Raw genomic sequence first — 13,728 nt, forward strand, 5'->3', positions numbered from 1 at the left:
CCGATTTCGCCCAATGCCGCAACAGATGGCCACGTGCTCGACGGGGACCTCGACGCCCTCTTCGATGCGTTGGCCGCCGCCGACCGGCAGGCGCGGCTGCAGCAGGCATGAGCTCGCTGCGACAGGCAATCGCTTGCGCCACCGCGGTGCTCGCCCGGGCGGGCATCGAATCCGCGCGCTATGACGCCGAGGAGCTGGCAGCACACCTAGCCGGAGTCGAGCGCGGCCGGTTGCCCCTGCACGACCCGCCTAACGACCAGTTCTTCGAGCGATACCACGACGCCATCGCCGCGCGTTCGCGGCGAGTGCCGCTGCAACATCTCACCGGAACGGTGTCGTTCGGGCCGGTGACCCTGGATGTCGGTCCGGGTGTGTTCATCCCCCGTCCGGAGACCGAGGCCATGCTCGAGTGGGCGAGCACCCAGCGGCTCGGCGCGCGGCCCGTGATCGTCGACCTCTGTACCGGATCCGGTGCCCTGGCAGTTGCGCTGGCTCGTAATTGGCCTGCGGCGCGGGTGATCGGCGTCGACGACTCTCATACGGCCCTCGACTACGCGCGGCGCAACACCCAAGGCACTGCGGTCGAGCTGCTATGCGGCAACGTCGCCACGCCGGGGCTGCTTTCCGAGCTCGACGGTATGGCCGACCTCGTCGTGGCCAACCCGCCCTATGTCCCCGATTGTGCTTCGTTGGAAGCTGAAGTGGCACAACATGATCCGCCTCACGCGCTGTTCGGGGGGTCGGATGGGATGACGGTGATCGCCGCCGTCGTTCGGCTTGCTGGCCGGTTGCTGCGCCCAGCCGGCATGTTCGCCGTCGAGCATGACGACACAACCTCATCGGAGACCATCGAAATGGTTCTCGCGACAACACTTTTCGATGACGTGGCGGCTCGAGTGGACTTCGTCGGCCGACCGCGGTTTGTCACTGCCCGCAGGACGGGTGAGCCATGAGCGAACTGTTCGACTGCCGTGACCCCGGTCAGCGCTCCCGCGGAATAGCCTCAGCTGTCAACGCCGTCAAAAGCGGCCGGTTGGTGGTTATGCCAACCGACACGGTCTACGGCATCGGCGCTGACGCCTTCGACAGCGCCGCCGTAGCCGCGCTGCTGGCGGCGAAGGGCCGCGGTCGCGACATGCCGGTGGGAGTGTTGGTCGGCTCCTGGCAAACCATCGACGGCCTGGCCATCACCGTGCCCGAGGCCGCCCGGCTCCTGATCCGCGCATTTTGGCCCGGCGCGCTGAGCATGGTGATTCAACAGGCACCATCGCTGCAATGGGATCTCGGCGATGCTCGCGGCACCGTGATGCTGCGCATGCCGCTGCACCCGGTGGCGATCGAACTGCTGCGGGAGGTCGGACCCATGGCAGTGTCGAGCGCCAACATCTCCGGCCAGCCGCCCGCGGTCGACATCGACAGCGCTCGGCGCCAACTCGGCGACCTGGTCGACGTCTACCTCGACGCAGGCCCATCCGCCGAGCAGGCGGCCTCCACAATTGTGGACTTGACCGGACCCGCCCCGCGCATCCTGCGGGCGGGACCGGTCACCGCCGAGGCGATCGGCAGGGTGCTCGACGTGGACCCCGCGACTTTGACGGCCTGATCCGGCGAACAGATTGGCAGGGTTGTGCAGTACGGTCTCGGCGTGGTTAGCGATGCCGACAACCTTGCCGGCGGCCTGCTCGCCCTGTCTGATCGCGGCGCAGGAGTCCCGTTGCGCGAGCTTGCGCTTGTCGGGCTGACCGCTGCCATCATCACCTACTTCGCGACCGGGCCGGTGCGGGTGCTGGCCACCCGCTTCGGTGCTGTGGCCTACCCACGCGAACGCGACGTGCACGTCACGCCGACGCCGAGGATGGGTGGCCTGGCGATGTACCTGGGGGTTATCGCCGGAGTCTTTCTGGCCTCGCAACTTCCGGCGCTTACCCGAGGCTTCGTCTATTCCTCGGGCATGCCCGCGGTGGTGGTGGCCAGTGCGGTGATTATGGGCATCGGGCTGATCGATGACCGGTGGGGCCTCGACGCACTGACCAAGTTCGCCGGGCAGATCACCGCGGCCAGCGTGCTGGTCACCATGGGCGTCGCCTGGAGTGTGCTCTATATCCCGCTCGGCGGCGTCGGCACCATCGTGTTGGACCAGGTCTCCTCGATCCTGCTCACCCTCGCGCTCACCGTGTCGATCGTCAACGCCATGAACTTCGTCGACGGGCTCGACGGGCTGGCCGCCGGCTTGGGTCTGATCACCGCGCTGGCGATCTGCATGTTCTCGGTCGGCCTGCTGCGCGACCACGGCGGCGACGTGTTGTTCTACCCACCCGCGGTGATCTCAGTGGTGCTCGCCGGCGCATGTCTGGGCTTTCTGCCGCACAACTTTCACCCCGCGAAGATCTTCATGGGCGACTCCGGTTCCATGCTGATCGGCCTGATGCTGGCCGCCGCGTCGACCACCGCGGCGGGGCCGATATCGCAGAACGCCTATGGCGCCCGAGACGTGTTCGCTTTGCTGTCACCGTTCCTGCTCGTGGTGGCGGTGATGTTCGTGCCGATGCTCGATCTGCTGCTGGCGATCGTGCGCCGCACTCGCGCCGGGCGTAGCGCGTTCAGCCCCGACAAAATGCACCTGCATCACCGCTTGCTGCAGATCGGCCATTCGCACCGGCGTGTAGTGCTACTGATCTATCTTTGGGTGGGCATCGTCGCGTTCGGTACCGCCAGCACCATTTTCTTCAACCCGCGCGACACCGGGGCGGTGATGCTGGCGGCCATCGCACTCGCAATTATCGCAACGCTGGTACCGCTGCTTCGCCGCCGCGAAGACATCTACGACGAGGAGTAGTAGGGCGGCCCGAAATGTGGTACGGTGCAGGCAGAACCCGAACAAACCTCGCGGGTTGCCGGCCCACCCGGCCGTCGGATCTAGATCCGATCGCGCCGATGTACGACCGACATAGGGAGCTACCCCTTGGGTGATTCCAGCGCGATGACGGCCTTCCGATACGCTCGACGGGCCACGCAACGATCAACCAGGCGACTCCCTCATATCCGGGATTGAGGTGCAGCAGTGAAAACACCAGCGCAAGACGCGCCGTTGGTGTTTCCCTCTGTTGCGTTTCGGCCGGTCCGTCTCCTTGTCATATCGCTGGTACTGACCGCTGCAGCCATAGCGGCCGGAGCTTGGCTCGGATACCTGATGCTCGGCGTGTTCTTCGGCATCGGTCTGCTGATGGGTTTGCTGAACGCCGTCCTGGTGCAGCGGTCGGTTTCGGTGATCACCGCCAAGGCACATCCGCTGAAGAGAAGCATGGCGATGAATTCGGCGACGCGGCTGGCGATCCTTACGGTGATCGGGCTGGCGATCGCATTCGCCTTCCGGCCGGCAGGGCTGGGCGTGGTGTTTGGACTGGCGCTCTTCCAGGTACTGCTGGTGGCAACGACGGCGCTGCCAGTGTGGAAGAAGCTACGCGCCGGAGCCGTGCAGTCCGGTTCGGACGATGAGCGCGCAGAAGGGACGGCACACAGCGATGATTGAGACAATCCTGGCCGACGCCCAAATCCAGGTCGGCGAACACAACACAGCCAAGTGGTTCGGTCTCACAGTCAATACCGACACGGTGCTCTCGACCGCCATCGCCGCGGTCATCGTGATCGCATTGGCGTTCTATCTGCGCGCCAAGGTCACCGCGACGGGCGTGCCCAACGGAGTGCAATTGTTCTTCGAGGCGATCACAATTCAGATGCGTAACCAGATCGAGAGCACGATTGGCATGCGGATCGCACCATTCGTGCTCCCCCTGGCGGTCACCATTTTCGTGTTCATCCTGATTTCTAACTGGCTGGCAGTGCTGCCCCTGCAGGTTAAGGACAAATCTGGCCATCCCACCGAGCTGCTCAAGCCGGCGGCGGCTGACATCAATTACGTGTTGGCGTTGGCGCTCTTCGTGTTCGTCTGCTACCACCTGGCGGGAATCAGCCGCCGCGGCATCGTGGGTCACCCGATCAAGCTGCTCAAGGGACACGTCGCGGCGCTGGCGCCGATCAACATGGTCGAGGAAGTCGCCAAACCGATCTCGCTGTCGCTCCGACTTTTCGGCAATATCTTCGCCGGTGGAATCATGGTGGCGCTGATTGCGCTGTTTCCGCCGTATATCTTGTGGGCGCCCAACGCCATCTGGAAGGCATTCGACTTGTTCGTCGGGTTCATCCAGGCGTTTATCTTCGCGCTGTTGACCATCTTGTACTTCGCTCAGGCGATGGAACTGGAAGAGGAGCACGAATAAAGCGGGCCACAAGCTTGCATGACCTGGGCACTACTACGAGAGCCTGGTAGACCGCTACCAGACATCAAGGAGGATATGGAATGGCAGGATTAGATCCACAAGTTGCGTCCGGCGCCCTCATTGGCGGTGGACTGATCTTGGGCGGCGGCGCGGTTGGTGCTGCGATCGGTGACGGTATCGCCGGTAACGCGCTGATATCCGGCATCGCCCGCCAGCCGGAAGCACAAGGCCGGCTGTTCACACCGTTCTTCATCACCGTCGGCCTTGTGGAGGCGATGTACTTCATCAACCTGGCCTTCATGGCTCTGTTCGTTTTCGCCACCCCGGTCAAGTAATACGCTGAGATGGGGGACATGAGCGCTATCGTCCTGGCCGCCGGCCAGGAAGGTGGAGGCGGCGGCAGCAACTTCCTTCTCCCCAACGGCACGTTCTTCGTCGTGCTGGTCATCTTCCTGATCGTGCTGGGCGTAATCGGCACCTTTGTCGTGCCGCCGATTATGAAAGTGCTGCGCGAGCGCGAGTACATGGTCGCCAAGACACTGGCCGACAACAGGCGATCTAACGAGCAATTCGCTGCCGCGCAGGACGACTACGAGAGAGCGATGTCCGAAGCGCGGGTCGAGGCGTCAAGCATTCGCGACAATGCCCGGGCAGAAGGTCGCAAGATTCTCGAGGACATGCGTGGCCGTGCCGAGGAAGAAGTGCGATCGACACTGCAAGACGCCCGCGACCAACTGAAGCGAGAAGGTGACGCGGTCGCCGAAGAGCTTCGCGCCAGAGTGGAGGCCATGTCGGCCACCCTCGCCAGCCGAATCCTCGCCGTCGACGTTGCTACCGCGCCGGCAACGACAAGCGCGAATCGGTAACGGACGATGTCGACTTTCCTTGGGCAGCTAGCCGGATTCGCCGTCATCGTCTTCGTGGTGTGGCGCTACGTGGTGCCGCCGGTGCGCAGGCTCATGACCGACCGGCAGAACGCTGTCCAGCAGGAACTGGAGGAGGCTGCGGAAGCCGCCAACCGGTTGGAGGAAGCGAGCCAGGCTCATGCCAAAGCTCTGGAAGACGCCAAGGCCCAAGCACGACGGATCACCGAAGAGGCCCGCACCGACGCCGAGCGCCTCGCGGAACAACTGCGGGAACAGGCCGATGCCGAAGTGGAACGCATCAAAGTCCAGGGTGCTCGCCAGGTGGAGTTGCTACGAGCACAGCTGATCCGTCAGCTTCGCCAAGACCTCGGCTACGAGTCGGTACGACGCGCAGAGGAATTGGTGCGCGACCACGTCGCCGACTCGGCACAGCAGTCTGCAACCGTCGACCGTTTCCTGGACGAGCTCGATGCAATGGCCCCGTCCGAGGCGGAGGCCCAATATCCCGTGTTGGCGAAGATGCGTTCCGCGAGCCGGCACGCCCTGACCAGCCTGGCGGAGCGCTTCGGCGAGATAGCCGACGACCTGGACGACAGGGGGCTTTCCACTGTTGCCGAGGAGCTGGCCTCCGTTGCCATGATGCTGAACCGCGAAATTGTCGTGACTCGGTATCTGACCGTGCCGGCCGAGGACGCGGCACCCAGGGTGCGTTTGATCGAGCGGTTGATATCCGGCCAAGTGCAAGATTCCACGCTGGACGTGCTCCGCGCTGCGGTGTCGGAGCGCTGGTCGGCCAGCTCCGATCTGGTCGACGCGATCGAACATGTCGCGCGACAGGCATTGCTCACGCGTGCAGAGCGAGCCGGTCAAGTCGATGAAGTGGAAGACCAGCTGTTCCGATTCAGCCGCATCCTTGACACGCAGCCTCGCCTGGCCATCCTGCTAGGCGACGACACAGCCCCCACCGAAGGTCGAGTCGAGTTGCTGAGCAAGGTGCTCGACAGTGCGAGCGGCAGAGTAAACCCCATCGCGGTTGCGCTGCTGTCTCAGACTATCCAGCTGTTGCGCGGACAACCGGCCGAGGAGGCGGTGCTGCACCTTGCCGAGGTGGCAGTGGCGCGCCGCGGCGAAGTCGTGGCACGCGTCAGCGCGGCGGCCGAAGTCAGCGACGATCAGCGCAGGCGTCTCACCGAAGTGCTGAGCCGCATCTACGGTCATCCGGTTGCGGTGCAGATGCAAATCGACCCCGAACTTCTGGGCGGGCTTCGAATATCTGTGGGTGACGAGGTGATCGACGGTACGCTCTCGGCTCGTCTCGCCACTGCCAAGACCCAGGTACCCGACTGAGTCAGTACAACACGAACCAGGAAGACGAAAAGCCATGGCCGAATTGACAATTTCCCCTGACGACATTCAAGGCGCGATCGAAGAGTACGTCAGCTCCTTCACCTCCGACACCGCACGCGAGGAGGTCGGCACTGTCGTGGATACTGGCGACGGCATCGCGCACATCGAGGGCTTGCCCTCGGTGATGGCCCAAGAGCTGCTCGAGTTCCCCGGCGGCGTTCTAGGCGTGGCGCTCAATCTCGACGAGCACAGGGTCGGCGCGGTGATCCTCGGCGACTACGAGAAAATCGAAGAGGGCCAGCAGGTTAAGCGCACCGGCGAGGTGTTGTCGGTCCCCGTCGGCGACGGGTATTTGGGCCGGGTAGTCAACCCGCTTGGCCAGCCGATCGACGGGCGTGGCGACATCGAAGCCAAAGAGCGCCGCGCTTTGGAGCTCCAGGCTCCCTCGGTGATCAATCGCCAGTCCGTAAAGCAGCCGCTGCAGACCGGGATCAAGGCCATCGACTCGCAGACCCCGATCGGCCGGGGACAGCGCCAGCTGATCATCGGCGACCGCAAGACCGGCAAAACCGCGATCTGTGTGGACACCATTCTTAATCAGCGGAAGAACTGGGAGAGCGGTGACGAGGAGCTCCAGGTTCGCTGCGTCTACGTGGCCATCGGCCAGAAGGGCACCACGATTGCCGCCGTTCACCAGGACCTCGAAGAAGGTGGCGCGATGGACTACACCACGATCGTGGCGGCGCCCGCAGCGGAATCGGCCGGCTTCAAATGGCTTGCACCCTATACCGGTTCGGCGATCGGCCAGCACTGGATGTATGAGGGCAAGGACGTGCTGATCGTGTTCGACGACCTCAGCAAGCATGCCGATGCATACCGTGCAATGTCGCTGCTGCTGCGGCGGCCACCAGGCCGCGAAGCTTATCCGGGTGACGTGTTCTACCTGCACTCGCGCCTGCTCGAACGCTGCGCCAAGCTGTCCGACGATCTTGGCGGCGGCTCTTTGACCGGGTTACCAATTGTCGAGACCAAGGCAAACGACATCTCGGCTTATATCCCGACCAACGTCATTTCGATCACCGACGGGCAGTGCTTCTTGGAGACCGACCTGTTCAATCAGGGTGTGCGCCCGGCGATTAACGTCGGGATGTCGGTGTCCCGGGTGGGTGGCGCTGCGCAGATCAAGGCGATGAAGGACGTGGCCGGATCGCTGCGCCTTGATCTGTCGCAGTACCGCGAGTTGGAGTCGTTCGCCTCGTTCGCGTCCGACTTAGACGAGGGCACGCAGAAGCAGCTGAACCGTGGTGAGCGACTGGTGGAATTGCTCAAACAGCCGCAAAACCAGCCGATGCCGGTTGAGGAGCAGGTGATCTCGATCTTCCTGGGCACCGGCGGTCATCTGGACTCGGTGCCTGTGGAAGACATCAACCGATTCGAAGCCGAATTTCTCGACCACGTTCGCTCCTCTGAGGAGGGGATCTTGAAGGAGATCCGCGAATCGCAGGAGTTCAGCGATGAGCTAGCGGACAAGGTCACCGAGGTGGTCAACCAGTTCAAGAAGGGCTTTGCGGCCACCGGTGGCGGATCGGTCGTGCCCGACGAGCACGTCGAGGCCCTGGATGAGGAACAGCTGGGCAAGGAATCGGTGCAGGTCCACAAGCCCGCACCGAAGAAGGAAAAGAAGAAGTAGCCGAGGATGGGTGCCACACTTCGTCAGTTACGCGGACGGATCCGCTCAGCCGGGTCGATCAAAAAAATAACCAAGGCCCAGGAAATGATCGCGACGTCGCGTATCGGCAAGGCGCAGTCCCGACTCCAGGCGGCCCGACCCTATGCCACTGAGATCACCCGGATGCTCACCACCCTGGGCAACGAAGCCGCGCTCGACCATCCACTGCTCGTGGAGCGTGCAGAGCCCAAACAGGCCGGCGTGCTCGTCGTGTCGTCTGATCGTGGCCTTTGCGGCGCGTACAACTCGAGCATCTTCCGTCGCAGCGAACAGCTTTTCTCGCTGCTGCGGGAGGAAGGCAAGACGCCGGTGCTGTACACCATCGGCCGTAAAGCAGAGACCCACTTCTCATTCCGCAATTGGGACATCACCGAGTCGTGGACCGGCTTTTCCGAGCAACCCAAATACGAGAACGCCGCGGAGGTCGCCTCGACGCTGGTCGCCGCCTTTATGGCCGGTACTCCCGAAGCCGGCGACGAACAGGACCCCGATGCCGTCAGCGTCGATGAACTGCACATCGTCTACACCGAGTTCAAGACGATGATGTCGCAGTCGGCCGAGGCACGCAGGATGGCCCCGATGGAAATAGAGTACGTTGGCGAGGAAACCGGCGTGCGTACACTGTATTCGTTCGAGCCGGATGCCACCACGCTGTTTGAATCGTTGCTGCCGCGGTATCTGACCACCCGCATTTATGTCGCGTTGCTGGAATCCGCGGCATCGGAACTGTCGGCACGTCAGCGGGCGATGAAGTCGGCCACCGACAATGCCGAGGACCTCATCAAGGAGCTCACTCTCGAGGCGAATCGCCAGCGGCAGGCCGAGATTACTCAGGAGATCAGCGAAATCGTCGGTGGTGCAAACGCGCTCGCCGAGGCTTCTACTTAAAAGCCCGACTAGGAAGCGAAAGACATGGCTGCTACCACAAAAAAGTCTGAAGACACCAAAAGCAAGGACACCAACGGCCGCAACGGCAAAAGCAAAGACACGAACGGGCGCGTGGTACGGGTCACCGGGCCCGTGGTCGACGTCGAATTCCCCCGCGGTGCCATACCGGACCTCTTCAACGCCCTGCACACGAAGGTTACATTTGAGGCGCTGAAGAAAACGTTGACGTTAGAGGTCGCGCAGCACTTGGGTGACAACCTGGTGCGCGCCATATCGATGCAGCCCACCGACGGCTTGGTGCGCGGCGTCGAGGTGATCGACACCGGCGAGTCGATCTCGGTCCCGGTTGGTGAAGGTGTCAAGGGCCACGTGTTCAACACACTCGGCGATTGCCTCGACGAGGAGGGCTACGGAAAAGATTTCGACCGCTGGCCCATCCACCGCAAGCCGCCGACATTCGAGGAGCTGGAACCTCGCACGGAAATGTTGGAGACCGGGCTGAAGGTGATCGACCTGCTGACGCCTTATGTGCGGGGCGGCAAGATCGCGCTGTTCGGTGGTGCCGGCGTGGGTAAGACGGTGCTGATCCAGGAGATGATCAACCGCATCGCCCGCAACTTCGGTGGCACCTCGGTGTTCGCGGGCGTAGGTGAGCGCACCCGCGAGGGCAACGACCTGTGGGTCGAGCTCAAGGAAGCCGACGTTCTCAAGGACACCGCGCTGGTGTTCGGCCAGATGGATGAGCCGCCTGGCACCCGTATGCGGGTCGGGCTATCGGCGCTGACGATGGCGGAGTGGTTCCGCGACGAGCAGGAGCAGGACGTACTGCTGTTCATCGACAACATCTTCCGGTTCACCCAGGCGGGCTCGGAAGTGTCGACGCTGCTCGGTCGGATGCCGTCAGCAGTGGGATACCAGCCCACGCTGGCCGACGAGATGGGCGAGCTGCAGGAGCGCATCACATCCACGCGGGGCCGCTCGATCACCTCGATGCAGGCGGTCTATGTGCCTGCAGATGACTACACTGACCCCGCCCCGGCGACCACCTTCGCGCACCTGGACGCCACCACGGAACTCAGCCGCGACGTGTTCTCCAAGGGCATCTTCCCCGCAGTGGACCCGCTGGCATCCAGCTCGACCATCCTCGACGCCGATGTGGTGGGTGACGAGCACTACCGCGTTGCGCAAGAGGTCATTCGAATTCTGCAGCGGTACAAGGACCTTCAGGACATCATCGCGATCCTCGGTATCGATGAGCTCTCCGAGGAAGACAAGCAGCAGGTGAACCGGGCGCGGCGCATCGAGCGGTTCCTCTCGCAGAACATGATGGCGGCCGAGCAGTTCACCGGTCGGCCGGGTTCGACTGTGCCAGTGAAGGAGACCATCGAGGCTTTCGACAAGCTGACGAAGGGCGAGTTCGACCATGTGCCCGAGCAAGCCTTTTTCTTGATCGGCGGCTTAGACGATTTGGCGAAGAAAGCCCAGGAACACGGCGTCAAACTCGAAGGCAACGGCAAGAAGAACGGTAAATCCAAGAAAGACGAGGACCAGAAGAAAGAGGACAAGGACGAGAAGGCTGACGAGGGCGAGGACGCCGAAGCCAAGAAAGACAACGGTGGTGACGGGGAAGCCAAAGACGGCGAGTAGCCAACCGTGATCGACTCGATGCAGATCGTTGCTTTCCGTCAAGTGCGAGAGGTGATGTGACATGGCCGAAATGAACGTCGACATCGTCGACGTCGACCGAAAGATGTGGTCGGGCGAGGCAACATTTATCTTCACCCGCACCACTGTCGGTGAGATCGGCATTCTGCCAAGGCATATCCCCCTCGTAGCGCAACTGGTCGACGATTCCATGGTGCGTGTCGAACGCGAGGGTGAAGACGACCTGCGCATCGCCACGCACGGTGGATTTTTGTCGGTGACCGAGGAAGGCGTCACCATTCTCGCCGAATCCGCCGAATTCGCGTCAGAGATCGACGAGGCGACCGCCAGGCATGACGCTCAATCCGGCGACCCGCGAATCGCCGCGCAGGGGCGGGCCAGGTTGCGCGCCTTGGGCGTGCTCGACTAGCGGGGCGCGGCGATGAGCGCGCCCATGATCATCATGGTCGCGCTGGTCTGCGTGCTCTTTCTGGTTGTCGTCGCGCTCAGTTACCGGCTTTGGAATCTGCGCCAGGGCGGGACGGCGGCGATCCTGCGTGACACGCCCGCCGTCGGCGGTCACGGCTGGCGGCATGGCGTGGTCCGGTACCGGGGTGGTGAAGCCGTGTTCTACCGGCTCTCTAGCGTGCGGTGGTGGCCCGATCGCCGACTCAGCAGGCGAGGCGTCGAAATCATTTCGCGCCGCTCACCGCGCGGCGACGAACTCGATATCATGACCGACGAGATTGTCGTGCTGGAATTACGTGACTCCACCCAGGATCGCAGGTGGGGTTACGAAATCGCCCTTGACCGAGGCGCTTTGACCGCGTTCTTGTCTTGGCTGGAATCTCGCCCGTCACCCAGAGCGCGTCGGCGCACCGTGTGAGACGTGCGGAACCTAAGTGCGACTTTAAATCTCGGGCTCTCCAGCCTGCCCGCCCCCTGGTTGCCAGAGCACGTCACCGTTTCGGTTGGCAAGCCGTGACAGGATGAACAACAGATCGGAGAGCCGGTTCAAATACTTCGCCGGCCGGACGCTGACCCCCGAGGGATAGGCGTCCACCGCTGCCCAGGCAGACCGCTCGGCACGACGCACCACGGTACGCGCCACGTGCAGCAGCGCCGACAGCGCTGAACCGCCAGGCAGCACAAAAGAATTCAATGGCGGCAGGGTTGCGTTGTACTTGTCGCACCACCGCTCCAGCCGGTCGACATAGGGCTGGGTGATTCGCAGCGGCGGATGCTCGGGATGCTCCACCACGGGAGTCGAGAGATCTGCGCCGGCATCAAACAGGTCGTTTTGGATCTGCCTGAGCACACCAGTTATTTCCTCGTCGGGCCGGCCCAGCGCGATCGCGACACCGATAGCGGCGTTAGCTTCGTCGCAGTCGGCATACGCCACCAACCGGGCATCGTTCTTTGAGACCCGCGAGAAATCGCTCAAGCCGGTTGTACCGTCGTCGCCGGTGCGGGTATAGATGCGGGTCAGATGAACTGCCATACTCAAACCGTACCGTTCTGAGCGGCTGGGCTGCCTGACAGGCGGGTACCGCCTCACTAAACTAACCCGCGTGGGCGAGCGTTTCGTGGTGACCGGCGGGAACCGGTTGTCGGGCGAAGTTGCTGTTGGGGGCGCCAAGAATAGCGTGCTTAAGCTGATGGCGGCGGCACTTTTGGCCGAAGGCACCAGCACAATCACCAACTGTCCCGACATCCTTGATGTGCCTTTGATGGCCGAGGTATTGCGGGGCCTGGGCGCGACGGTGGAGCTATCAGGTGCAACGGTGCGGATCACTTCCCCGGACGAACTCAAGTACGACGCGGATTTTGCGGCGGTACGGCAGTTTCGGGCGTCGGTGTGCGTGCTGGGGCCGTTGGTGGGCCGGTGCAAGCGCGCCAAAGTTGCCCTTCCGGGCGGTGACGCCATCGGGTCGCGGCCGCTGGACATGCATCAGGCGGGTCTGCGGCAGCTGGGCGCCGACTGCAACATCGAGCATGGGTGTGTTGTGGCACAGGCAGAAACGTTGCGGGGGGCGGAAATTCAGTTGGAGTTTCCCTCGGTGGGCGCCACCGAGAACATCCTGATGGCTGCGGTGCTGGCCGAAGGTGTCACCATCATCCACAATGCTGCGCGCGAACCCGACGTGGTCGACCTGTGCACCATGTTGAACGAAATGGGCGCGCAGGTGGAGGGCGCGGGTTCGCCGACGATGACAATCACCGGTGTGCCGCGGCTATATCCCACCGAGCACCGGGTGATCGGCGATCGCATCGTGGCCGCCACGTGGGGGATCGCGGCGGCGATGACTCGCGGCGACATCACAGTGACCGGTGTCGATCCGGCACATCTGCAAGTGGTGCTGCACAAGCTGTATGACGCGGGCGCCACGGTCACGCAAACTGACAACAGCTTCCGGGTGGTGCAATACGAACGCCCGAAGGCGGTCAATGTCGCAACGTTGCCGTTCCCCGGCTTCCCGACCGATCTGCAGCCGATGGCCATCGCTTTGGCCTCCATCGCCGACGGAACGTCGATGATCACCGAGAATGTGTTCGAGGCGCGGTTTCGGTTCGTCGAAGAGATGATCCGGCTGGGTGCCGACGCTCGCACGGACGGACACCATGCGGTGGTGCGAGGCCTCCCGCAACTCTCCAGCGCGCCGGTATGGTGTTCGGACATCCGCGCCGGGGCCGGCCTAGTGCTGGCCGGACTGGTGGCCGATGGCGACACCGAGGTCCACGATGTCTTCCACATTGATCGCGGCTATCCCTTGTTCGTGGAAAACCTCGTCAGTCTCGGCGCAGAGATCGAACGCGTAGAATAGGCACTTCACAACCCGAGTCGGTTGAGGAAACAGAACGACCTGGCCGAGTTGACGGGTACTCTGCCGCGGAGTATAGTAGCAGGGTTGCCTGTTGGTGGGTGTTGTTTGAGAACTCAATAGTGTGTTTGGTGGTTTTGTTTGTTGTTGTTTTT

General features: G+C 63.0%; 15 protein-coding genes and 1 pseudogene (1 of these 16 only partly in view). 15 read left to right on the top strand and 1 reads right to left on the bottom strand.

Features of this window, described 5'->3' with window-relative positions:
• The 14 genes and pseudogenes from prfA to ACFE99_RS05365 form a co-directional block, all read left to right on the top strand.
• Positions 1-111, top strand: a pseudogene (gene prfA, locus ACFE99_RS05300) (peptide chain release factor 1) (it extends 1,038 nt beyond the left edge of the window).
• Positions 108-953, top strand: coding sequence for a peptide chain release factor N(5)-glutamine methyltransferase (gene prmC / locus ACFE99_RS05305; RefSeq protein ID WP_375483098.1), 846 nt, complete (start codon positions 108-110; stop codon positions 951-953). The pseudogene prfA and the gene prmC overlap by 4 nt, the downstream one beginning before the upstream one ends.
• On the top strand, positions 950-1,603 hold the full coding sequence (locus ACFE99_RS05310; protein ID WP_375483100.1) for an L-threonylcarbamoyladenylate synthase: 654 nt from the start codon (positions 950-952) through the stop codon (positions 1,601-1,603). The genes prmC and ACFE99_RS05310 overlap by 4 nt, the downstream gene beginning before the upstream one ends.
• Positions 1,604-1,627: 24 nt before the next feature.
• On the top strand, positions 1,628-2,836 hold the full coding sequence (locus ACFE99_RS05315; protein ID WP_375483102.1) for a glycosyltransferase family 4 protein: 1,209 nt from the start codon (positions 1,628-1,630) through the stop codon (positions 2,834-2,836).
• 225 nt (positions 2,837-3,061) lie between these two features.
• Positions 3,062-3,529, top strand: a complete 468-nt coding sequence (locus ACFE99_RS05320; RefSeq protein ID WP_375483104.1) for an ATP synthase subunit I — start codon at positions 3,062-3,064, stop codon at positions 3,527-3,529.
• Complete coding sequence (gene atpB, locus ACFE99_RS05325) at positions 3,522-4,277, top strand: F0F1 ATP synthase subunit A (protein ID WP_375483106.1); 756 nt, start codon at positions 3,522-3,524, stop codon at positions 4,275-4,277. Before ACFE99_RS05320 ends, atpB begins: the two co-directional genes overlap by 8 nt.
• Before the next feature lie 80 nt (positions 4,278-4,357).
• Positions 4,358-4,612 (top strand): F0F1 ATP synthase subunit C, encoded by a 255-nt coding sequence (locus ACFE99_RS05330; RefSeq protein ID WP_324969900.1) that lies wholly within the window; start codon positions 4,358-4,360, stop codon positions 4,610-4,612.
• A gap of 9 nt (positions 4,613-4,621) precedes the next feature.
• Positions 4,622-5,143 (top strand): F0F1 ATP synthase subunit B, encoded by a 522-nt coding sequence (locus ACFE99_RS05335; RefSeq protein ID WP_375483109.1) that lies wholly within the window; start codon positions 4,622-4,624, stop codon positions 5,141-5,143.
• Between the two features lie 6 nt (positions 5,144-5,149).
• The gene (locus tag ACFE99_RS05340) at positions 5,150-6,490 is read left to right on the top strand and encodes a F0F1 ATP synthase subunit B/delta (protein WP_375483111.1); all 1,341 of its coding nucleotides are present in this window, start codon (positions 5,150-5,152) and stop codon (positions 6,488-6,490) included.
• Positions 6,491-6,524: 34 nt separating this feature from the next.
• Positions 6,525-8,180 carry a F0F1 ATP synthase subunit alpha gene (gene atpA / locus ACFE99_RS05345; protein ID WP_375483112.1) on the top strand — a complete coding sequence of 552 codons (1,656 nt, stop codon included), beginning with the start codon at positions 6,525-6,527 and terminating at the stop codon, positions 8,178-8,180.
• Positions 8,181-8,186: 6 nt separating this feature from the next.
• A complete protein-coding gene (locus tag ACFE99_RS05350) occupies positions 8,187-9,107 on the top strand; it encodes a F0F1 ATP synthase subunit gamma (RefSeq protein ID WP_375483114.1) in 921 nt (306 codons plus the stop codon).
• A gap of 24 nt (positions 9,108-9,131) precedes the next feature.
• A complete protein-coding gene (atpD, locus tag ACFE99_RS05355) occupies positions 9,132-10,754 on the top strand; it encodes a F0F1 ATP synthase subunit beta (protein ID WP_375483116.1) in 1,623 nt (540 codons plus the stop codon).
• A 61-nt stretch (positions 10,755-10,815) separates the two neighbouring features.
• Entirely contained in the window at positions 10,816-11,181 is a 366-nt protein-coding gene (locus ACFE99_RS05360) for a F0F1 ATP synthase subunit epsilon (protein ID WP_375483118.1), read from the top strand.
• Positions 11,182-11,193: 12 nt separating this feature from the next.
• Entirely contained in the window at positions 11,194-11,637 is a 444-nt protein-coding gene (locus ACFE99_RS05365) for a DUF2550 domain-containing protein (RefSeq protein WP_375483120.1), read from the top strand.
• A 24-nt stretch (positions 11,638-11,661) separates the two neighbouring features.
• On the opposite strand, the gene ACFE99_RS05370 is transcribed toward ACFE99_RS05365, so the two are convergent.
• On the bottom strand, positions 11,662-12,252 hold the full coding sequence (locus ACFE99_RS05370) for a cob(I)yrinic acid a,c-diamide adenosyltransferase (protein ID WP_375483122.1): 591 nt from the start codon (positions 12,250-12,252) through the stop codon (positions 11,662-11,664).
• Positions 12,253-12,322: 70 nt separating this feature from the next.
• Here ACFE99_RS05370 and murA point away from each other — a divergent pair, with 70 nt between their 5' ends.
• Complete coding sequence (gene murA / locus ACFE99_RS05375) at positions 12,323-13,576, top strand: UDP-N-acetylglucosamine 1-carboxyvinyltransferase (RefSeq protein ID WP_375483124.1); 1,254 nt, start codon at positions 12,323-12,325, stop codon at positions 13,574-13,576.
• Positions 13,577-13,728 lie beyond the last annotated feature (152 nt).

It is taken from the genome of uncultured Mycobacterium sp., from assembly GCF_964249325.1.
Lineage (GTDB): Bacteria > Actinomycetota > Actinomycetes > Mycobacteriales > Mycobacteriaceae > Mycobacterium.